General features: G+C 65.1%; 20 protein-coding genes and 2 pseudogenes. 11 read left to right on the top strand and 11 right to left on the bottom strand.

Translation table 11 applies throughout. The features are described from left to right. Positions 1-101 precede the first annotated feature (101 nt). Positions 102-1,025, top strand: a complete 924-nt coding sequence (epsC, locus tag WS62_RS18300) for a serine O-acetyltransferase EpsC (protein WP_066573540.1) — start codon at positions 102-104, stop codon at positions 1,023-1,025. 82 nt (positions 1,026-1,107) lie between these two features. Here epsC and WS62_RS18295 read toward each other — a convergent pair whose 3' ends face one another. From WS62_RS18295 to WS62_RS18285, 3 genes are all read right to left on the bottom strand, one after another. Continuing rightward, positions 1,108-1,911, bottom strand: coding sequence for an SDR family oxidoreductase (locus tag WS62_RS18295; RefSeq protein WP_066573538.1), 804 nt, complete (start codon positions 1,909-1,911; stop codon positions 1,108-1,110). Next, a complete protein-coding gene (folE, locus tag WS62_RS18290) occupies positions 1,912-2,643 on the bottom strand; it encodes a GTP cyclohydrolase I FolE (RefSeq protein ID WP_066573533.1) in 732 nt (243 codons plus the stop codon). It abuts the gene before it with no gap. A 134-nt stretch (positions 2,644-2,777) separates the two neighbouring features. Beyond that, entirely contained in the window at positions 2,778-3,701 is a 924-nt protein-coding gene (locus tag WS62_RS18285) for a LysR family transcriptional regulator (protein WP_066573530.1), read from the bottom strand. 116 nt (positions 3,702-3,817) lie between these two features. Here WS62_RS18285 and pobA point away from each other — a divergent pair, with 116 nt between their 5' ends. From pobA to WS62_RS18250, 7 genes are all read left to right on the top strand, one after another. Then, complete coding sequence (gene pobA, locus WS62_RS18280) at positions 3,818-5,095, top strand: 4-hydroxybenzoate 3-monooxygenase (protein ID WP_066573527.1); 1,278 nt, start codon at positions 3,818-3,820, stop codon at positions 5,093-5,095. A 154-nt stretch (positions 5,096-5,249) separates the two neighbouring features. After that, complete coding sequence (locus tag WS62_RS18275) at positions 5,250-5,963, top strand: 3-oxoacid CoA-transferase subunit A (RefSeq protein ID WP_066489267.1); 714 nt, start codon at positions 5,250-5,252, stop codon at positions 5,961-5,963. Between the two features lie 17 nt (positions 5,964-5,980). Beyond that, positions 5,981-6,637 (top strand): CoA transferase subunit B, encoded by a 657-nt coding sequence (locus WS62_RS18270; protein ID WP_066573521.1) that lies wholly within the window; start codon positions 5,981-5,983, stop codon positions 6,635-6,637. Between the two features lie 128 nt (positions 6,638-6,765). Next, complete coding sequence (locus tag WS62_RS18265) at positions 6,766-8,124, top strand: 3-carboxy-cis,cis-muconate cycloisomerase (RefSeq protein ID WP_066573514.1); 1,359 nt, start codon at positions 6,766-6,768, stop codon at positions 8,122-8,124. 12 nt (positions 8,125-8,136) lie between these two features. Beyond that, positions 8,137-8,922, top strand: a complete 786-nt coding sequence (gene pcaD / locus WS62_RS18260; protein ID WP_066573512.1) for a 3-oxoadipate enol-lactonase — start codon at positions 8,137-8,139, stop codon at positions 8,920-8,922. Between the two features lie 15 nt (positions 8,923-8,937). Next, positions 8,938-9,321, top strand: coding sequence for a 4-carboxymuconolactone decarboxylase (gene pcaC / locus WS62_RS18255; RefSeq protein WP_066573510.1), 384 nt, complete (start codon positions 8,938-8,940; stop codon positions 9,319-9,321). Positions 9,322-9,461: 140 nt separating this feature from the next. Beyond that, the gene (locus WS62_RS18250; protein ID WP_066573502.1) at positions 9,462-10,817 is read left to right on the top strand and encodes an MFS transporter; all 1,356 of its coding nucleotides are present in this window, start codon (positions 9,462-9,464) and stop codon (positions 10,815-10,817) included. 40 nt (positions 10,818-10,857) lie between these two features. Here the strand turns inward: WS62_RS18250 and WS62_RS18245 are convergent, their stop codons facing one another. From WS62_RS18245 to WS62_RS34070, 4 genes and pseudogenes are all read right to left on the bottom strand, one after another. Next, positions 10,858-11,106, bottom strand: coding sequence for a hypothetical protein (locus tag WS62_RS18245; protein WP_066573499.1), 249 nt, complete (start codon positions 11,104-11,106; stop codon positions 10,858-10,860). Between the two features lie 100 nt (positions 11,107-11,206). Beyond that, on the bottom strand, positions 11,207-11,824 hold the full coding sequence (locus tag WS62_RS18240; RefSeq protein WP_066573494.1) for a LysE family translocator: 618 nt from the start codon (positions 11,822-11,824) through the stop codon (positions 11,207-11,209). 210 nt (positions 11,825-12,034) lie between these two features. After that, on the bottom strand, positions 12,035-12,763 hold the full coding sequence (locus tag WS62_RS18235; RefSeq protein ID WP_066573491.1) for an IS6 family transposase: 729 nt from the start codon (positions 12,761-12,763) through the stop codon (positions 12,035-12,037). A 58-nt stretch (positions 12,764-12,821) separates the two neighbouring features. Further along, positions 12,822-12,989 (bottom strand): annotated as a pseudogene (locus tag WS62_RS34070) (IS66-like element accessory protein TnpA); the annotation flags it as partial. Between the two features lie 418 nt (positions 12,990-13,407). Between WS62_RS34070 and WS62_RS36600 the strand changes: the two are divergent. Genes WS62_RS36600 through WS62_RS36590 form a run of 3 tightly spaced genes read left to right on the top strand, consistent with a single transcriptional unit; the run spans position 13,408 to position 14,342 of the window. Continuing rightward, a complete protein-coding gene (locus WS62_RS36600) occupies positions 13,408-13,932 on the top strand; it encodes a hypothetical protein (protein WP_156441035.1) in 525 nt (174 codons plus the stop codon). Positions 13,933-13,953: 21 nt separating this feature from the next. Next, entirely contained in the window at positions 13,954-14,187 is a 234-nt protein-coding gene (locus WS62_RS36595; protein WP_156441034.1) for an SMI1/KNR4 family protein, read from the top strand. Continuing rightward, complete coding sequence (locus WS62_RS36590) at positions 14,184-14,342, top strand: SMI1/KNR4 family protein (RefSeq protein ID WP_156441033.1); 159 nt, start codon at positions 14,184-14,186, stop codon at positions 14,340-14,342. Before WS62_RS36595 ends, WS62_RS36590 begins: the two co-directional genes overlap by 4 nt. Positions 14,343-14,465: 123 nt before the next feature. Here the strand turns inward: WS62_RS36590 and WS62_RS34065 are convergent, their stop codons facing one another. From WS62_RS34065 to WS62_RS18220, 4 genes and pseudogenes are all read right to left on the bottom strand, one after another. Beyond that, positions 14,466-14,729: a PAAR domain-containing protein gene (locus WS62_RS34065; protein WP_082721065.1), complete on the bottom strand. Its 264-nt coding sequence runs from the start codon at positions 14,727-14,729 to the stop codon at positions 14,466-14,468. Between the two features lie 9 nt (positions 14,730-14,738). Beyond that, positions 14,739-16,397: a type VI lipase adapter Tla3 domain-containing protein gene (locus tag WS62_RS18230; protein ID WP_066573488.1), complete on the bottom strand. Its 1,659-nt coding sequence runs from the start codon at positions 16,395-16,397 to the stop codon at positions 14,739-14,741. Positions 16,398-16,415: 18 nt separating this feature from the next. After that, on the bottom strand, positions 16,416-18,656 hold the full coding sequence (locus WS62_RS18225; protein WP_066573485.1) for a DUF3274 domain-containing protein: 2,241 nt from the start codon (positions 18,654-18,656) through the stop codon (positions 16,416-16,418). Positions 18,657-18,669: 13 nt separating this feature from the next. Then, positions 18,670-19,027: pseudogene (locus tag WS62_RS18220) on the bottom strand (type VI secretion system tip protein VgrG); the annotation flags it as partial.

The following is a 19,027-nucleotide window of genomic DNA, read 5'->3' as shown; positions in this document are numbered from 1 at the left end:
CGGCGCGCGTTCCGCTGGCACGGCAAAAACGCGGTAATCTTGCGGAACCCGTCACTTTTATCAGACGGCCGTGCGACGAAGCGCGGCCGTGCGTTTTGCCTATGTCGAAATCCGTCCGAAACTGGGGCCTCGAACAGATCGTCACCGAGCTGCGCGAATCCCGCGAGAAGCTGCATCGCACGCGCCATCCGCGCGGCATTCGCGAGCTGCCGTCGCGCGACGCGATCTGCACGGTCGTCTCGGGCCTGCGCGCCTCGTTGTTCCCGACGCATTACGGCGCGCCCGATCTGACCGACGAAACCGTCGACTACTACGTCGGCCACACGCTCGAAAGCACGCTGCGCCTGCTCGCCGAGCAGATCCGCCGCGCGCTGCCGTTCTTGCCCGAGCACGCGGAGACACGGTCCGCCGCGCTCGACGAACGCGCGTTCGAGATCGCGCGCGAGTTCGGCACGCAACTGCCCGGCATCCGCGCGCTCCTCGTCAGCGACATCCAGGCCGCCTACTCCGGCGACCCGGCCGCGCAGCACATCACCGAAATCCTGCTCTGCTATCCGGGCGTGCTCGCGATGATGCACCATCGGCTCGCGCATGCGCTGTATCAACTCGGCGTGCCGCTTCTCGCGCGCTTCATCAACGAGATCGCGCACTCGGCGACGGGCATCGACATCCACCCGGGCGCGCGGATCGGCCCGAGCTTCTTCATCGACCACGGCACGGGCGTGGTGATCGGCGAGACCGCGATCATCGGCGAGCGCGTGCGGCTCTATCAGGCGGTCACGCTCGGCGCGAAGAGCTTCCCCGCCGACGGAGAAGGGATGCTCGTCAAGGGCAACGCGCGGCATCCGATCGTCGAGGACGATGTCGTGATCTACGCGGGCGCGACGATCCTCGGCAGGGTGACGATCGGCAAGGGTTCGGTGATCGGCGGCAACGTGTGGCTCACGCATAGCGTGCCGCCCGGCAGCAGCGTCGCGCAGGGGAAGATCCGCGAGGGCGAGAAAGAGAACGCCGAGAAGGATTGAGCGGGCATCGGGCGGGCGGCGCGGCTGCCGCTGGCCCGCGCCGCGCTTGTCGCTTGCTCCGGTTGCTGGTTGCGGCTTTCGCTCAGTGTTTGCCGGCGGGCGACCGGTGCTTGTACAGCACGTCCTGATCGACGCGAATCAGGTTCTGTCCCGCATCGACGACGAAGTCCGCGCCGTTGTACGCGGGCCCCGTCAGCAGCAGGATCGCGTCCGCGACGTCGTTCGGCCCGGCGATCCGCGCAAGCGGCGTCGACGCGCGGCTCGCGTGCTCGAAGTCGGCCGGCGTCTGGTCGTCGCTCGGCAGCATCAACCCCGGAAACACCGCGTTCACGCGCAGCACCGGGCTCGCCGACAGCGCGAGCATCTGCGTGAGATTGCCGAGCGCCGCCTTCGCGACCGTGTAGCTGAAATGGTCGCGATGGAAGTTTTCCTTGATCTTCTGGTCGACGACGTTGATCACGACGCCCTGCGCGCCTGCCGCCTTCGCGCGCTCGTAATACGCGCGCGTCAGCAGGATCGGCGCGCGGCAGTTGATCGCCCACGCGTTGTCGAATGCCGCGAGATCGAAGCTCGGCAGGTGGTCCTGCCAGAACACCGACGCATTGTTCACGAGCACGTCGAGGCGGCCGAAGCGCGCGTAGACCGCGTCGACGAGATGCGCGATGGCGTCCGCATGGGCAAGATCGGCTTGCAGCGCGACGGCTTCGCCGCCCGACGCTTCGATCTGTTGCACGAACGCGTGCGCGGCGTCGGCCGACCGGTCGTAATGCACGGCGACGCGATAGCCGCGCGAGGCGAAGCGCAACGCAAACGCGCGGCCCGCGCGGCGCGCGGCGCCCGTCACGAGTACGACGGGTGCGGTGGCGGGTTTCATGCTCGACTGCATTTACGTATTCGTCAGATTGACCGAGGACGGATTCGCGACGATCGACAGGAATTCGCGACGCGTCGACGGATCGGTGCGGAACGTGCCGAGCATCCGCGACGTCACCATCTCGACGCCGGGCTTGTGGATGCCGCGCGTCGAGATGCACTGGTGCGCAGCTTCGAGGATCACGCCGACGCCCTTCGGCTGCAGCACGTCGAACAGCGTGTCGGCGATCTGCACGGTCATTTTTTCCTGGATCTGCAGGCGCTTCGCGAACGCGTCGACGAGGCGCGCGAGCTTCGAGATGCCGACGACGCGATGGTGCGGCAGATACGCGACGTGCGCGCGGCCGATGATCGGCACCATGTGGTGCTCGCAATAGCTTTCGAAGCGGATGTCCTTCAGCACGATCATCTCGTCGTAGCCGTCGACTTCGCTGAACGTGCGCGCGAGGATGTCGCGCGGTTCGAGCGCGTAGCCCGAGAAGAATTCTTCGTACGCGCGCACGACGCGCGCCGGCGTGTCGAGGAGGCCTTCGCGGTCGGGATCGTCGCCCGCCCAGCGCAGCAGCACGCGCACCGCTGATTCGGCTTCGTCGCGGCTCGGCCGGTTCGCGGGCACGGGGGCAGGCGCGGGCGAGGGCGCGGCGGCGCGAGTCGTCTGCTTGCTTGCTGTTTTGTTCGTTGTCTTGCTCGCCGCCTTGTGCGCGGCCGGGGCCGCTGTCTTGCTTGCGGTCTTTCCTTTAGCCATATGCTCTGAACTCCGTAAGGACCGCTGACTTCGCGGCCGGTCGATCATTGTTTCATGCTTTCGCATCGAGCGTGCGCCGTGGTGCGCATTCGCGAATGCCGGGCGTGCGTTGCCGCACGCGTAACGGGCAGGCGTCACTTCGGCCATTCGTCGAGCGCGTCGTTGAACAGATCGGCGACGACGCTGCGCAGCCACGCGACGCTCGCGTCGTTGTGGAACTTGCGGTGCCAGTGCTGCCTCAGGTCGAAGCGCGGCAACGGCAGCGGCGGCTCGACGAGCATGATTGACGCGTGCTCGGTTGCGTACGCATAGCCGATCGCGTGCGGGACCGTCGCGATCAGATCGGTGCGGCTCAGGATGAACGGCAGGCTCATGAAGTGCGGCGTCTCGAGCACTGCGCGGCGCGCGAGCCGCCGCTTCGCCAGATATTGCTCGAGCACTTCCTGGCTGCGGCCTTCCGCGCGCACGACCGCGTGGCCGCACGCGAGGAACTGCTCGAGCGTGAGCGGCTGCGTGGCGAGCGGATGGCCGCGCCGAAGCAGGCAAATGAAACGGTGCGTGAAGAGCCGCTGCTGGAAGAAGTTGGTGCCGCCGAGATCCGGAAAGTAGCCGATCGCGAGATCGACGCCGCCGTCCTCGAGTGTGCGCCCGACCTCCGCATGCGACAGCGATACCGAACGCAGATTCGCATGCGGCGCGCGTTCCGCGAACGCCTGGAGCAGCCGCGGCAGGAACACGATCTCGCCGACGTCCGACAACGCGATCGAGAACGTGCGCGTGCTCTTTGCCGGGTCGAAATCGTGCGGCGCGACGAGGCCGCGCTCGATGCTCGCGAGCGCGTCGCGCGCGGCCGGAATCAGCGCGAGCGCGCGCGGCGTCGGCTCCATTCCGCGCGACGTTCGCACGAAGAGCGGATCGCCGAAGTGCTCGCGCAGCCGCCCGAGCGCGGCGCTCACGCGCGGCTGGCTGACGCCGAGCAGATCGCCCGCGCGGCTTACGTGACGCGTCTCGTTGAGCGCGACCAGATACGGAATCAGGTTCAGATCGAGTTCGGGCATCGGATCAGTACTATTGGAAATCCGTATACAACTTATCTCCTGAATCGCATTGCTGCATAGTCGGGATAGCGCTGACAATCGATTCACTATTCGAATCAATGTTCAGGAGACGAACAATGCGCACGCAAGTCGCGATCATCGGCGCCGGTCCGTCCGGGCTGCTTCTTTCCCATCTGCTTCGCCTGCAAGGCGTCGAATCGGTCGTACTCGAGGCGCGCTCGCGCGAATACTGCGAGAACCGGATCCGCGCCGGCGTGCTCGAGCAGGGCACCGTCGACACGCTGAACGAAGCCGGCCTGGGCACGCGGATGCGGCGCGAGGGCCTCGTCCACAGCGGCATCGAACTGCTGTTCGACGGCCGCCGCCACCGGATCGACTTCGGTGAGCTGACGCCCGGACGCGCGATCACCGTCTACAGCCAGCACGAAGTGGTGCGCGATCTGATCGCGGCCGCGCTCGAACACGGCCAGTCGATCCATTTCGACGTGCGCGATGTCGAACTGCACGACGTCGCGACCGAGCGGCCGTCGGTGACGTTCACGCACGCGGACGGACGCACCGAGCGAATCGACTGCGACTACGTTGCCGGCTGCGACGGCTTCCACGGGACCGCGCGCCAGACGATTCCCGCCGAGCGGCTGCGCACGTTCGAGCGCGTGTATCCGTACGCGTGGCTCGGAATCCTCGCCGATGCGGCGCCGTCGCTCGACGAGCTGGTTTATGCGCATCACGCGCGCGGCTTCGCGCTGTTCTCGATGCGCTCGCCGACCGTTACCCGACTTTACCTGCAATGCCGGCCCGACGAGAACCTGGCCGAATGGCCGGATGCGCGGATCTGGGAGGAGTTGCGCACGCGCTTTGAAAACGACAGCGGCTGGACGCCGAACAAAGGCCGCATCACGCAGAAGAGCGTGACGCCGATGCGCAGCTTCGTGTCCGAGACGATGCGGTACGGGCGGCTGTTCCTCGCGGGCGACGCCGCGCACATCGTGCCGCCGACGGGTGCGAAGGGGATGAATCTCGCGGTCGCCGACGTTCGGGCGCTGTCGCGCGCGCTCGGCGCGCACTATCGCGAAGGCCGCGACGAATTGCTCGATGCGTATTCGTCAACCTGTCTGGAACGGGTATGGCGTGCCGAGCACTTTTCGTATTGCATGACGAATATGCTGCACCCGTCCGTCGACGACTCGCCGTTCGTCAACCGGCTGAAGCTCGCCGAGCTCAGGTACGTGACGCGCTCGCGCGCGGCCGCGCAGTCGCTCGCGGAGAACTACGTCGGCTTGCCGTTCGACGATGCGGCAGGCGTCGCGTCATTCGACACGGCCGCCGCCGCACGGGCACACGGCGCGGCAATCGCGGGCACGGCCGCAGTTGCAGACACGGCGTCGCCTTGACAATCCTGCGCGTACGCCTCTATGATCGGCACACCGTTCGCTAATCGAATCTGAGTTCGTATTTCGAACAAATCGGATCGTCGAGCGAGGCGCGCAGCCATGCGTGGACGCGTGCCGCAGCGGGCGGCACGCGCGGATTCGCACAGGAAGAGACATGGTCAACAAGATTTTCGATTCCCTCAAGTCGGCGGTGGCCGACGTCCACGACGGCGCGACGATCATGATCGGCGGCTTCGGCACGGCCGGGATGCCGTCCGAGCTGATCGACGCGCTGATCGCGCAAGGCGCGCGCGACCTGACGATCGTCAACAACAACGCCGGCAACGGCGAGACGGGTCTCGCCGCGCTCTTGAAGGCGAAGCGCGTGCGCAAGATCATCTGCTCGTTCCCGCGGCAGGCCGATTCGCAAGTGTTCGACGCGCTGTATCGCGCGGGCGAGATCGAACTCGAGCTGGTGCCGCAAGGCAATCTCGCCGAGCGGATTCGCGCGGCGGGCGCGGGCATCGGCGGCTTCTTCACGCCGACGGGCTTCGGCACGAAGCTCGCCGAAGGCAAGGAGACGCGCTTGATCGACGGCAAGCAGTACGTGTTCGAGACGCCGATCCATGCGGATTTCGCGCTCGTGAAGGCGCTCAAGGGCGACCGCTGGGGCAACCTCGTCTATCGGAAGACCGCGCGCAACTTCGGCCCGGTGATGGCGATGGCCGCGAAGACGTCGATCGTGCAAGTGTCGGAAGTCGTGCCGCTCGGCGCGCTGAATCCCGAGCACATCGTGACGCCCGGCATCTTCGTGCAGCGAATCGTCGAAGTGCCGCAGGCCGCGCATGCGGCCGAGCTGGCTGCCGAACGCGCCGCGAGCGCCGCCTGACCCCTGAGGAGAACACGATGAAACGACTGACCCGCGACGAAATGGCGAAGCGCGTCGCGCAAGACATTCCTGAAGGCGCGTACGTGAACCTCGGGATCGGCGTGCCGACGCTCGTGGCGAACCATCTCGATCCGAACAAGGAAATTTTCCTGCACAGCGAGAACGGCCTGCTCGGCATGGGCCCCGCGCCCGCTCCGGGCGAAGAGGACGACGAGCTGATCAACGCCGGCAAGCAGCACGTGACGCTGCTCACGGGCGGCGCGTACTTCCATCATGCGGATTCGTTCGCGATGATGCGCGGCGGCCATCTCGACTACTGCGTGCTCGGCGCGTTCCAGGTGTCCGCGCATGGCGACCTCGCGAACTGGCACACGGGCGCGCCCGATGCGATTCCCGCGGTCGGCGGCGCGATGGATCTCGCGATCGGCGCGAAGCAGGTGTTCGTGATGATGGAGCACCTGACGAAGCAGGGTGAAAGCAAGATCACCGCGGAATGCTCGTATCCGGTGACGGGCGTGCGTTGCGTCGATCGCATCTATACCGATCTCGCGATGCTCGACGTGACGAGCGACGGGCTCGCGGTGCGCGAGATCTTCACCGACATCTCGTTCGACGCGTTGCAGAAGCTGACGGGCGTGCCGCTCATCGACGCGACGCAGAAGGCCGCGGCGTGACGCGGCGGCGCGCGCCGTTCGCGTCGTGCGGCCGTACGGCGTATCGCCGCGGTTGCCCGAACGGACGAGCGCGCAGCGTCCGACGCTTCGGTGGACAATAAGCGCATTGCGTTTTTCCAATCGATCCCATGCTCGAAGACAGTGCTCGCCTGACTTCCCTCATCTGCGGCAGCGAGCCGCTCAACCGGATCTGGTCGCCGCGCGCGACGCTGCAGCGGATGCTCGACGTCGAAGCCGCGCTCGCGCGCGCGCTCGCCGCGCACGGCGTGATTCCGGCGAGCGCGGTGCCGCCGATCGAGGCGACGTGCGTGGCCGACGCACTCGACGCGGAAGCGCTCGCGCGCGACGCGGCGCTCGGCGGCAACCTCGCGATTCCGCTCGTCAAGCAACTGACCGCACGCGTGAAGGCGCGCGACGCCGAAGCGGCGAAGTACGTGCATTGGGGCGCGACGAGCCAGGACATCATCGATACGGCGACGGTGCTGCAATTGCGCGATACGTTCGATTGGCTCGAGCCGCTGCTGCGCGATACGTGCGCGACGCTCGCGTCGCTCGCCGCCGCGCATCGCGCGACGCCGATGATCGGCCGCACATGGCTGCAGCAGGCGCTGCCGATCACGCTCGGATTGAAGTTCGCGCAATGGCTCGACGCGCTGCTCCGTCATCGCGAGCGTCTCGCCGCGTTGCGCGCGCGCGCGCTCGCGTTGCAGTTCGGCGGCGCGGCGGGCACGCTCGCGAGCTTGCGCGACGCGGCGCCTGCCGTCGCGCGCGCGCTCGCCGACGACTTGCAACTCACGCTGCCCGCCGTACCGTGGCACACGCAGCGCGATCGTACCGCCGAGACCGCCGCCTGTTTCGGGATGCTGATCGGCACGCTCGGCAAGATCGCACGCGACATTTCGCTGTCGATGCAGACCGAAATCGGCGAGCTGGCCGAGCCGGCCGCCGCCGGCAAGGGCGGCTCGTCGACGATGCCGCACAAGCGCAATCCGGTCGGCTGCGCGGCCGTGCTGACCGCGGCCGTGCGCGCGCCGGGGCTCGTCTCGACCGTGTTCGCCGGAATGGTGCAAGAACACGAGCGCGCGCTTGGCGGCTGGCAGGCCGAATGGGACGCGCTGCCCGAACTCGCGCGGCTCGCGGGCGGCGCGCTCGCGCAGATCACGCAGATCGTCGCGGGCTTGAACGTCGACGCCGTGCGCCTTGCCGAAAACCTCGACGCGACGCACGGCCTCGTGCTCGGCGAAGCGGTGATGCTCGCGCTCGGCGACAAGATCGGCCGGCTCGACGCGCATCATCTCGTCGAGCGCGCATCGAGAGAATCCGTGCGAAGCGGCGGCTCGTTGCATGACGTGCTCGCCGCGGACCCGGACGTCGCCGCGCACCTCGCGCCCGACGCGCTGCGGCAGTTGCTCGACCCCGCTCATTACGTCGGCGAGGCGCACGCCTACGTCGACGCCGTGCTCGCGCTCCACGCGAGCCGCCATTAAGGAGAGATTCCCATGCCTTTCGCTTCAGTCAACGGAGTGCGGCTGCATTACCGGATCGACCGTGCAACGCGCGCCGACGCGCCGTGGCTCGTGTTGTCGAATTCGCTCGGTGCGGATCTGTCGATGTGGGCGCCGCAGATCGGCCCGCTGACGGCGCACTTCAATCTACTGCGCTACGATACGCGCGGCCACGGCCACTCGGACGCACCGGCAGGCTCGTATACGATCGATCAGTTGACGGGCGACGTGATCGGCCTCCTCGATCACATCGGGATCGCGCGCTCGCACTTCTGCGGAATCTCGATGGGCGGCCTGACGGGCGTGGCGCTCGCCGCGCGCCATGCGAGCCGAATCGATCGCGTGGTGCTCTCGAACACGTCGGCGAAAATCGGCTCGCCGGAAGTATGGGGGCCGCGTGCGCAGAAGGCGCGTGCCGAAGGAATGGCGGCGCTTGCCGACGCTGTGCTGCCGCGCTGGTTCACGGCCGCGTTCTTCGAACGCGAGCCGCGCCTCGTCGACGTGATCCGCGACACGTTCAATCACACCGACAAGGACGGCTACGCGGCGAACTGTGATGCGCTGAATGCCGCCGATCTGCGCGACGAAGTGAAGGGCATCGGCGTGCCGACGCTCGTCGTGACGGGCACGCACGACATGTCGACGCCGCCCGACCAGGGCCGCGCGCTCGCCACGGCGATCGAGGGCGCGAAGCACGTCGAATTCGACTGCGCGCACATCTCGAACATCGAATGCGCGGACAGCTTCAACCAAACGCTGATCGATTTCCTGACGGCCTGACGCGAGAGCATCGAGATGAACGACGATCAACGTTACGAAGCGGGCATGAAGGTGCGCCGCGCTGTGCTCGGCGATACGCACGTCGACCGCTCGCTCGCGAATCGCACCGAGCTGACCGAGGAGTTCCAGAACCTGATCACGCGCTATGCGTGGGGCGAGATCTGGACGCGCGACGGGCTGCCGCGCCACACGCGTAGTCTGCTGACGGTCGCGATGATGGTTGCGCTCAATCGCGGCGAGGAGCTCGCGCTGCATCTGCGCGCGGCGAAGAACAACGGCGTCACGCGCGACGAGATCAAGGAAGTGCTGCTGCAGACTGCGATCTACTGCGGCGTGCCTGCGGCGAATTCGGCGTTCCACCTCGCGCAGCGCATCTTCAGCGAAGAAGACGCGGCCTGACGCCGCGCGACACGAAACACGAAGCACACACCGCACGGGCGGCGCGCCGAACGGCTGCCGCCCGTGCGCGACGACATGCGCCGGCATCGCATTGGCGCAGGACGCGAAAGGCGTCGATGACAAACCCAACGGAGACAGCAATGACCGATTTCTCGCGCCAGCTCGATGTGCAGCAGTTCATCGACGAGCGGCGCTTCTCGCCCTATCAGTGGCTGATTCTGATCCTGTGCTTTCTGATTGTCGCGGCGGACGGCTTCGATACCGCCGCGATTGGTTTCGTCGCGCCCGCGCTCGGCCAGGAGTGGCACGTGACGAAGGCCGCGCTCGGCCCGGTGATGAGCGCGGCGCTCGTCGGCCTCGCGCTCGGCGCGCTCACGGCGGGCCCGCTCGCAGACCGGATCGGTCGCAAGCGCGTGCTGGTCGGCTCGGTCGTGTTGTTCGGACTCTTCAGCATCGGCTGTGCGTTTGCGCAATCGGTGACGGAGCTGGCCGTGCTGCGCTTGCTGACGGGACTCGGTCTCGGCGCTGCGATGCCGAACGCGACGACGCTGATGGCCGAGTATGCGCCGCACGCGAAACGCTCGTTTCTCGTCAACACGATGTTCTGCGGCTTCACGCTCGGCTCGTCGGCGGGCGGCCTCGTCGCCGCCGCGCTGATCCCGGATCACGGCTGGCGAAGCGTATTCGTCGTCGGCGGCATCGCGCCGCTCGTGCTCGGCGCGTTGTTGATCGCGTTGCCCGAGTCGATTCGGTTCATGGTGCTGCGCGGCGCGCCGCGCGAGCGGATCGCCGCGGTGCTGCGCCGGATCGCGCCCGACAGGTCGTTCGACGGCGTGCGCTTCGTGCTGCCCGAAGACGGTGGCGAACAGCAGCGCTCGGGTGCGGCCGTCGTGCTGTCGCCGCGCTACCGCGCGGGTACCTCGATGCTGTGGCTCACGTACTTCATGGGACTGCTCGTCTACTATCTGCTGACGAGCTGGCTGCCGACGCTGATCCGCGACACCGGCTTCACCGTGCGCGATGCGGCGCTCGTCACCGCGCTCTTTCCGCTCGGCGGCGGCATCGGCGCGATCGCAACCGGCTGGCTGATGGACCGTTTCGAGCCGCATCGCGTGATCGCGCTCACGTACGCGTTGACGGCGCTGTTCGTCTGGATGATCGGCCTGCAGGCCGGGCATCTCGCACTGCTCGCGACTGTCGTGTTCGTCGCGGGCGTTTGCATGAACGGCGCGCAATCGTCGCTGCCGGCGCTCGCAGCTGCGTTCTATCCGACGAGCGGACGTGCGACGGGCGTCGCCTGGATGCTCGGCGTCGGACGCTTCGGCGGGATTCTGGGTGCGTTTTCAGGCGGCTTGCTGCTGCAAGCGCAACTCGGGTTCGGCACGATTTTCTCGATGCTCGCGGTGCCGGCGTTGATCGCGGCGGGCGCACTGATGGTCAAGCGCACGGCCGCGTTGCGCGACGCGGAACCGAACGCGCCGACGCGGGCGGCATGACCGGTTGAGACGACAGGCGAGGCGGCGCGTTTGCGCCCCTTCATTCTTCAGCGTCGTGGACCTTTGCGAAGTGGCGCAGATATGCGCGCAGCGCGGCTTCGCGGCTGCGGTGATCGGCAGGCGTCGACGCGCCCATCTCCTCCTCGTCGCCGAACAACGCGGACGGTGCGTCGTAAGTGCCCACTTCGACGCGCTCGCGCAGCACGCGAATCAAGTGCGCGCGATGGCGGTATTCGGCAATCCAATGCAGGCCTTCGATCCGATCGCCTGCTTTCAGCAGTGGCTTCATCTGCGTTCTCCCGGCCGGGACGAGGTCGCGGGGCGGCGAACAGGCGTCCGGAAGAACAGCGTACGCTTTACCGGACCGGATCACAACGGCGCGCCGCGTCTCAGTGGCCGGCGATCTTGGCGAACATCGGATAAAGCGACAGAACAAGCAGTGCGGCCATCGTGATGTTGAACACGCGCAGCCAGCGCCGGTTCGACAGGACGCCGCGCAACCCTTGGCCGAACGCGGCCCAGACGCTGATGCTCGGCAAACCGACGAAGACGAACACGAGCGCCATCCAGACGGCGTTGCGGCCGTAGTCGGCGGAGAGCTGGATTGTCGTGGCGGCGGTCAGCACCATCATCCACGCTTTCGGATTGACCCATTGGAACGCGATCGCCTCGACGAACGTCATCGGACGCGATTTGCCGTTGTGAGTGCGCACTTCGCCTGACGTGCCGATGCGCCATGCGAGATACAGCAGATAGACGACGCTCGCGGTCTCGAGCAACGTATAAAGGACCGGGATGCGCTTGAACGCTTCGCCGAGACCGAAGCCGACCGACAGCATCAGGATCGCGACGCCGGCACTGATGCCGAGCATGTGCGGCAGTGTGCGGCGAAAGCCGAAGTTGACGCCGGATGCGAGCAACATCGTGTTGTTCGGGCCGGGGGTGATCGAGGTGACGAGCGCGAACAGCATGCCGGCGGGCAGCGCACTGACGGTGAGGTAGTCCATGGTGATGCTCTCTTCGTCTTCGGAATTCAAGGATGTCGAAGGGAGTTTAGTGGACCATGGCGGTACAGTACCGATACAGTTTGTGGGATGGTTGCCGGTACGGGGTGGGGTATCGGCAACAACGGTTCGCATGGTGTTGTTATTTCTCAAAAAGGCGCTGTCACGTTAGCGGAGTATGTTCACAAGGGGCGGGGGCGCGACCTGCATGTTTCATGCGGCAGACGGATTCTGGGTGACCTCGGTAAATTCACGCCACGTCGAGAAGCGTACGGCGAGGTGTTTGCGATAAAGCGAAGCACGCAGCAGATGCCGCTTCAGGGCGAAGTGCTGGCGGATCGGCCCGAAGCTCGCGAGGAAAGCCTGAGTGCGCTTCGGGTCGTGAAATCCCCGCATGCGTCGCTCGCGTTCGCGGGTCGGCTGATGGCTGTTCTCGGCGCGGTTGTTCACGCGGGCGGCGGCCTTCACGAACACGTGCTTGACGTTGGCGAGCTCCGGGATGCCAGCCTTGGCAGCCGGGTAGCTGCGTAACTGGTCGGTGACGATCTTGCACGGTGCCGGACAGGAACGCAGCACACGCTGGAAAAAGCGCTTCGCTGCGGCCTTGTCGCGCCGCTTCTGCAGCAGGATATCCAGCTCGGCACCGTGTTCGTCGACCGCCCGCCACAGCAGCCAGGGCTCGCCGCGCAGATTCACGAACATCTCGTCTAGATGCCAGGTGCGGCCCGGCTTTCGTCGCGCAGCCTTGACCCGCCGGGCGAAGGCCGCACCGAATTTGTCGCACCACCGGCGGATCGTCTCGTAGCTGACGATCACGCCGCGCTCGAATAGCAGCTCCTCAATGTCGCGTAGGCTCAGCTGGAAGCGGAAATACCAGCGGACCGCCTGGCTGATGATCGCTGCGGGGAATCGGTGGCCGTGGTAGAGCGCTTTCGGTTTCATCGCCTCATCTTACGCGACCACACCCGCCAACGTGACAGCGCCTCGCGAGGTGGTTACGTTGGTTCGCGTTCACGCCAGCCTTCAACGCTAGCCCGGCAATTGACGCGCCCGGCTTCAGGCAGGCATCGATCAGCTTGCGCTTACCTTCGGCGTCAAACTTGCGCTTGCCCGCCGCCGTCACGCCGGTCACCCGCAGCGGAAGGAAATCAACTTCGTTCTGTGTCATCGGTTGCGTCCGCAGGTTGTAGTTGCGGACGCAAGCCTGCGCTCGTTCAGCTTCCGATTCTAGGTGCGCTTAAATTCGCGCTTACGGAAAACGGCCCAATCGGGTTTTCGGCCAACACCGCCAGCACGTAGTGCTCAAGCTTCGACTTGGTGTTGTTGCAGGCCACGCATGCCGGCACCTTGGCCAGGTTGTCGCGCGCGGTGCCCGGACAGAACTCGCGCGCAACGACGTGATCGCCCGTGCTCGACGCTCGGTCTCGCCCGCAATACACAACAGGTCTTGTCGCGGTATTTCTTGCTTGCCATCGGCCCCTCCCGGACGCGCTGTGTGTGACACGACCCGCGCGCCCTCGCCGGTCGCTCATAACCTCACTAGCGCCAGCGCTCAACTTACGCGACCCGATGGCACGCCGGACGGTATGAAAGCTCTGACCAGCTACGATCAGGCAACGCTGATTAATTTACCCGGACGTACAGATTCTGTAGCAATCCTGGCGCATACGATCGTGCCGCGAGTGCTCGACTTGCTTGAGCATGTTGCGAGGCCAGGACCGTACTGGCAAACCGGCTCGATCGCGCGCGATGTCGGGCGTAACGCCCAAATCAGCGGGATACGATGGGGCAATCTGTATCGCAGCGCCAATGGCGATTGGCACGTCCGCTTGTTGCCATTCGACTGTGACGAACGGGTGGGCGGCGTCGCTCGCGCCGACGTGCTCGTCGCGATTTCCGCGGGAGAAAAGGCACTTGCAGCCGGCAGTTCAATTTTGTTTCTGCGTCTCGATCGGGAGGGTCCCGACGCGGTTCCGTGCTGCACAACGCAAGCCGTTCAGCACGATGTGGCTCAGGTGACGACGGTGAGCGGCTCCGCTCCAAATGCCACTCGAGATGCTGAAACCACGAAGGCAGATCTGCACGCCACATGGAAGCTGCTTGAAGAATAGGGGGCCACCGACGCTACGCGCTTGCCGGGCGGATTCAACGGCCCTGTAACCGATGACGATCTGGCGACGCCGCATGCGGCGCTCGGTGCCACCCTGCCGGGCGAGTTCGTTGACAGTCTCCGGATGCATAATGGCCTGGCTGAACCCGATGCCGCGTTCGCCGACGGCGAGGCGTTGCTGAGCGCGCGCGCGAGATCGTCGCGCATTGGTCGATCTGGAAATGCCTCGTTGCCAGCGGCGATTTCAATGGCATGACATCCGAGACGGACCAAGTCATCAAAGATGACTGGTACAACCTCAAATGGATTCCATTTACGCACGACGGCAGCGGCATTCGCCTGTGCCTCAATCTCGACCCTGCCGAAGGCGGTACGCTGGGGCAAGTGGTCCGAATTTGGCATGACGACTAGGCACCCGAACTCGTCACTGGCAGCTTTTCGGAATGGCTCGGGCAAGTGGCGGCCAAGCTGGTCGAGTTGTGACATATCGGTCTGCTACTATGTCGCACTCGTGGTGCTGGCCGGCGAATTTCATTATGTGCGCCCCGATGTTGAAATCGACGAGACGAGCGTGGCTCCGCACGATGTCTTGTGGCCATCGAAAGCGACCGCACGCCCGTCTATGCGGACATTCTCGTCGCCCTCGACGATCACGCATTGACCGTGTCCATTCATCGGGCACGTGCAGCGGTCGCCGACGCAGGCCACCGCCCGCCCCATCACGGTCGAACCCTCGCGGCCGGTTACAACGCGGCCGCCGTGCGAGGTCGAATCGCCGATGCGAATCACGCCGCGCATACGGGCTCCTTATCGGAAAGGATTCACGTCCGGCCGCTTCTGCGTCGGCGGGCTCACCATCACGATCGTCGCCGAGCCGTTCGGCCGGCGATCGATCGTGGCGCTGGCCCCGCCTTCGTTGTAGCTCGCGATCAGGCCGAGTCCAATCTGCACCAACGGCGAGCTGATGCCCGTGTTCCCGATCCGGCGGCCGATGTCGTAGCCTTCCTTCACGTCATCGAGACTCGGCGCGGACGGCCCGCTTTGCGCGAGCGCCTGGTTGATCGGCGCGACCCACGCGCGATCGCCCGTCGTGTCATAGAAGATCCGCTTCGGCGTTTCGCCGGTGGGCAGCGTATCGACGGCTTGCTGCCACCCCGCCTTGAGCGCTTGCGCCTGCTGCGCGGTCTTCAGCGGCTTGCCGTGCGCATCGGCGAGCTTCACGTCGATGGGCCGATGCAGGTAGCCGAGCAGCGGCGCGTTGTCGAATTGCCTCACCTGCCATGTCGTCCAGCGCACGGGGATGTACGGCGTGGGTTTGAACTCGCCCGGGCCTTTGTTGCTGATCGTTTTCCAGAAATCGGGGAGTTGTGTCTGCCACCATTGTGCCGACATGAAGCCGAGAAAAGCGCGCGGCTGGATGCCCGCCGCCTTCTGCTGCTCTTGATAGTACGCTTCAAAGCTGCCTGGTCCTTCTCCGTTGTTCTTCTCCCAGAAGAAGTTCCACAGCTTGGTAATGTCGTATTCGGTCGTGTTCTTGTCGACGTTTTCCGTCTGCTCGACGGCGTAGGGGCGAATCAGACGGTCGACGCGATCCGATCGGGACACGAGCAGCGCGACCATGCTATCAGGCATTTCCGGGATGTTGCTTTGCCCGAAAGTGTCGGCGTAGCCAGGAGTGTCTTTCAGCCACCGCTTCATCGAGCCGTCCAGTGTATAGATTACGGCCTCCGGTACGTCAGGGTGTGCCTCGAAGAATGTGAACAGCTCCGTAATGATGCTGGCACCGTCGTCGGTGTTCGCGTCCTGTTGCCATAACAGAAGCGTCACACCAAGGCTTGCCTCCTGCCGAATACCAGAAAGCTCGTTGGCTGGCCGACTAACGTGCAAGGCCTTCGGCGGCTCCCAAATGAAGACCGGAACCGGCCAATAACCAACGGAATGATGGGCTGCCAATTGGAAGCTCAGCCCCGTCCCAACCCCTAGGTAAGTCATCCGGCTATCCTCGCTGTCTGGATAGTCGGCGGGGTTTTGCGACATGTAGGTTGAGTGATTGTCCGCCTTGGCTTCGATTGCATTCCAGATTTCGTCATTCGCGTTTCTCCCTGTAACGAGGCCCAAACCACGGACTTCCAAGACAAACTTCTCGCCTGTTTGAGCGAGCAGTGCCGGTGCGCCGTTATTGCCGTGCGTTGCTGCGGCAAGCAATACCGGCGAAGCCGATGTTGAACTCGCGGCCGCGTGCGGCGGTTCGACAGGTGCGCGCTTAAGCCACACAAAGCTCGCCACGAAAGCTGCGATGGCAACACCCGCCGCAACTAGCATACCGTTCCGAATGCTACCCACCATGCCCGGCATCTCCTGTCCCGTTGCTTGCCAATAGTGATAATGCTGCGCCATCACGATGAACGTCCAACCCAGCGCGATCAATACGAATATAGCCGCGAACGGCCAGATACGAGGTTTCATAGCGCCTCTTGGTGAATTTCATGCTCTCTTGTCAACTTTCAGTTCGCTGGTGACGAGTGGTGGCAAAGTAAGCGGCACAAACTTCTCCGCAGGGAACGAGCCATTTTGATAGTACTTCGCGCACGCATCGATAAATTCCCTCGTATGCGTCTCAAGCCGGCCATAAGCTTTGCATTTCGCGATCTTATCCATTGCATCCGGCGTCATCTTCCAATCCGCCATCAAAAGCAACAACCGCCGCCAGTCCGGATCATCCAGCGTCACCGCCTGACCGATCGCCACGTCCATCGCCGTGACCCAGCGATGGTTCTCCGAACTGAGCAGCACGCCCGAATGATAGTTGTTCGCTTCCAGTTGATCGGCATCGGTGCGCATGCGCTTGCGAACCTCGTCCGGCGTCTCCTCGCGCTGGATCACGTACGTCTGATACCGTCCGCCCGTGGCGGCCGCCGACAGCATCGAGCCGAGCGACCGGCTCGGCACGATGCGCCAGTTATGCGACTGCTCGTCGACCGGACGGCCGCGATTGAACGCCTGCTTGTGCAGCTCGATGCTGGCGCCCGGGTCGTCCGTCGTCGCAACGTCCTTCCACTGGAACTTCGCGTACTGGTTGCCGAGCGCGACGTTTTTCGTCACGTCGTCCGGACGCATCAACCCGGCGACATCGGCGTGCCCCGGCACCTGTCCGCCTTTCTGAACCTCGCCTCCGTACAGATCGGGCTCGTGCGGCGGTTTCAGTTGCTCGCCGTTGATGAGGCGAATGTCGTTGCGCTTGAACGATGCCTGCAGCGCCATGTTCTTGCCGGATTCGACCAAGGTACCAAGCATCGTGCCGTCCGTGTCGGGGCCTGGCGTCAATCGCTGAAACGGGTCGCGAACCGGCACGCGCGCGGGCGGCGTGCCGACGGCGACCTTCGAGCGCTTCCCCCTGCCGTCCTGGTCGCGCTCGAGCCGCGTCCACATGCGCTGAAAGAAGCGCTTCGGCTCAAGCGCCGTCATCGCGGGCATCGTTTTGCCCCGCTTGGCGGCCGCGCCATCGGCCGGAACCTCGTCGGGCACGCCGAACGTGCCGATCCCGCGCACCTTGTCGAGGCCGACCACGGTGTCTTCCGAGCAGAAGTAGAGATAGACCTTGCCGCGGTTGTCGCGCTCGTCGAACGTGATCCAGTGCTTGCCGCTCTTGTCCAGCCGCTTTCCCTGCGTCTGGCTCCAGTTCTGTCCGGCCCGGCCGCACGAATGGGCCGAATCGATCATCAGCTTGGCCAGGTCCGGAATCGAATGCGGCTCGCTCGTCACCGCGTTGACGATGTCGACCAGCGTCTTGAGTTTCGCGTGCCCGGTTTGCTGGCTGCCGTCCTTCGTGAACTGCAGGCTGTACGGCGTATCGACCATGATGATGCAATCGACGCAGCGCTGCCCTTGCTGCTTGAGCATCGCCTGTGCGAGCAGCGTGATGATCGTGCCCTGGCTGTGCCCCATCACCGTGATGGTTTCGTGCTGAGGGTCCATTCCATGTTCGAGCGCGAGCGCGGAGGGCTGAATGGTCCGAATGGTCTTGATGAGATTCGCCAGGCGAGCCGCGGCAAGCACGAAGTAACGGCGCTCGGGCGACTTGCTGGCGAAGATCGTATTGCCGGCGAGCGCGTTTTGCATGACCGTGCGCTCCAGCTTGTCCGGTTCGAAACCCTGGCTATACATCTGCGGGATGTTGTTCGTCGCGTTGGCGAAAAAACCGCCGCCCTTGCCGAAATGGGCGTCGAGCCGGTTGCCGTGGATGTCCTGATACTGGCCGCGCGTCATCAGGTTGCCGTCGCTGTCCGCCACGCGGCTCTTGACCTCGCCCGGATGGCTGATCTTCGCGATCTCGTTGTCGGACGCCCGATAGCCCCAGTAGAACGGCAGGAACATGCTGTGAGTGCCGCCGGTCTCCGCACGTCGATACAGATACATGTCCGGATCGTTAGCGATTCTGCTATCGAAAAACGGGCTCTTTTGGTTTTTCGCTTTGATGGCTTCGGCATATTCCCTGCCATACTCGCCCGGCCGCAGATCGCCTCGCGACAAGCGCTCATTGAGCCCCTGGCACAGCCCGCGCTCCACAGTGGCATAAGCCGCACCGGGATCGTTGACGCCGTGAATGAAGATCGCCACGCCCGGCAGATCGCGCGGAATCAGGACGGGCCGGTCGCCCGGCCGATTCGCCATCGTCACGCCCGCCCCGCGGGCGGCGGTGAAACACTGATCGTTGATACCGTTCATCGTTCGCTCGGGTTCACAGCTTCGGTTTCAGATAGTCGATCTTCGCAATACGCATCGCGTCGTCCTTGACCAGATCCGTCAGGCCGCTCGCATCGGTCTTGCCCTCGATGACGCGCCCGTCGTCCAGTGTGATCCGGAATGACTTGTTTGCCGCCGCCAGCAGATCGCCGTTCTCGCCCGGGTAGTGCAGCTTGAACCGCTGATCCGTCGGCTGATGGTTGAACGCGCTCTTCGTCGCCTGCGCCGTCGACGGCCCGCCCCACTGGTGCGACGCCGACAGCAGCTTGATGTCGCCGTTCGTGCCGAGCGTGATGCCGTCGCCGATCTCGAGATAGCTGCCGTCCTCGGCGACGAGCCGGATCTTCGGCGCG

This window comes from Burkholderia sp. ABCPW 14 (assembly GCF_001523835.1).
Classification (GTDB): Bacteria; Pseudomonadota; Gammaproteobacteria; order Burkholderiales; family Burkholderiaceae; genus Burkholderia; species Burkholderia mayonis.
Note: the sequence above shows the minus strand (reverse complement) of the source record. Positions and strands in the feature narration are given on the sequence as shown.

Excerpts from the sequence above, each read along its gene's own strand:
- epsC (WP_066573540.1), top strand. The coding sequence starts at position 102 with ATGTCGAAATCCGTCCGAAACTGGGGCCTCGAACAGATCGTCACCGAG.
- WS62_RS18295 (WP_066573538.1), bottom strand. The coding sequence starts at position 1,911 with ATGCAGTCGAGCATGAAACCCGCCACCGCACCCGTCGTACTCGTGACG.
- folE (WP_066573533.1), bottom strand. The coding sequence starts at position 2,643 with ATGGCTAAAGGAAAGACCGCAAGCAAGACAGCGGCCCCGGCCGCGCAC.
- WS62_RS18285 (WP_066573530.1), bottom strand. The coding sequence starts at position 3,701 with ATGCCCGAACTCGATCTGAACCTGATTCCGTATCTGGTCGCGCTCAAC.
- pobA (WP_066573527.1), top strand. The coding sequence starts at position 3,818 with ATGCGCACGCAAGTCGCGATCATCGGCGCCGGTCCGTCCGGGCTGCTT.
- WS62_RS18275 (WP_066489267.1), top strand. The coding sequence starts at position 5,250 with ATGGTCAACAAGATTTTCGATTCCCTCAAGTCGGCGGTGGCCGACGTC.
- WS62_RS18270 (WP_066573521.1), top strand. The coding sequence starts at position 5,981 with ATGAAACGACTGACCCGCGACGAAATGGCGAAGCGCGTCGCGCAAGAC.
- WS62_RS18265 (WP_066573514.1), top strand. The coding sequence starts at position 6,766 with ATGCTCGAAGACAGTGCTCGCCTGACTTCCCTCATCTGCGGCAGCGAG.
- pcaD (WP_066573512.1), top strand. The coding sequence starts at position 8,137 with ATGCCTTTCGCTTCAGTCAACGGAGTGCGGCTGCATTACCGGATCGAC.
- pcaC (WP_066573510.1), top strand. The coding sequence starts at position 8,938 with ATGAACGACGATCAACGTTACGAAGCGGGCATGAAGGTGCGCCGCGCT.
- WS62_RS18250 (WP_066573502.1), top strand. The coding sequence starts at position 9,462 with ATGACCGATTTCTCGCGCCAGCTCGATGTGCAGCAGTTCATCGACGAG.
- WS62_RS18245 (WP_066573499.1), bottom strand. The coding sequence starts at position 11,106 with ATGAAGCCACTGCTGAAAGCAGGCGATCGGATCGAAGGCCTGCATTGG.
- WS62_RS18240 (WP_066573494.1), bottom strand. The coding sequence starts at position 11,824 with ATGGACTACCTCACCGTCAGTGCGCTGCCCGCCGGCATGCTGTTCGCG.
- WS62_RS18235 (WP_066573491.1), bottom strand. The coding sequence starts at position 12,763 with ATGAAACCGAAAGCGCTCTACCACGGCCACCGATTCCCCGCAGCGATC.
- WS62_RS36600 (WP_156441035.1), top strand. The coding sequence starts at position 13,408 with ATGAAAGCTCTGACCAGCTACGATCAGGCAACGCTGATTAATTTACCC.
- WS62_RS36590 (WP_156441033.1), top strand. The coding sequence starts at position 14,184 with ATGACATCCGAGACGGACCAAGTCATCAAAGATGACTGGTACAACCTC.
- WS62_RS34065 (WP_082721065.1), bottom strand. The coding sequence starts at position 14,729 with ATGCGCGGCGTGATTCGCATCGGCGATTCGACCTCGCACGGCGGCCGC.
- WS62_RS18230 (WP_066573488.1), bottom strand. The coding sequence starts at position 16,397 with ATGAAACCTCGTATCTGGCCGTTCGCGGCTATATTCGTATTGATCGCG.
- WS62_RS18225 (WP_066573485.1), bottom strand. The coding sequence starts at position 18,656 with ATGAACGGTATCAACGATCAGTGTTTCACCGCCGCCCGCGGGGCGGGC.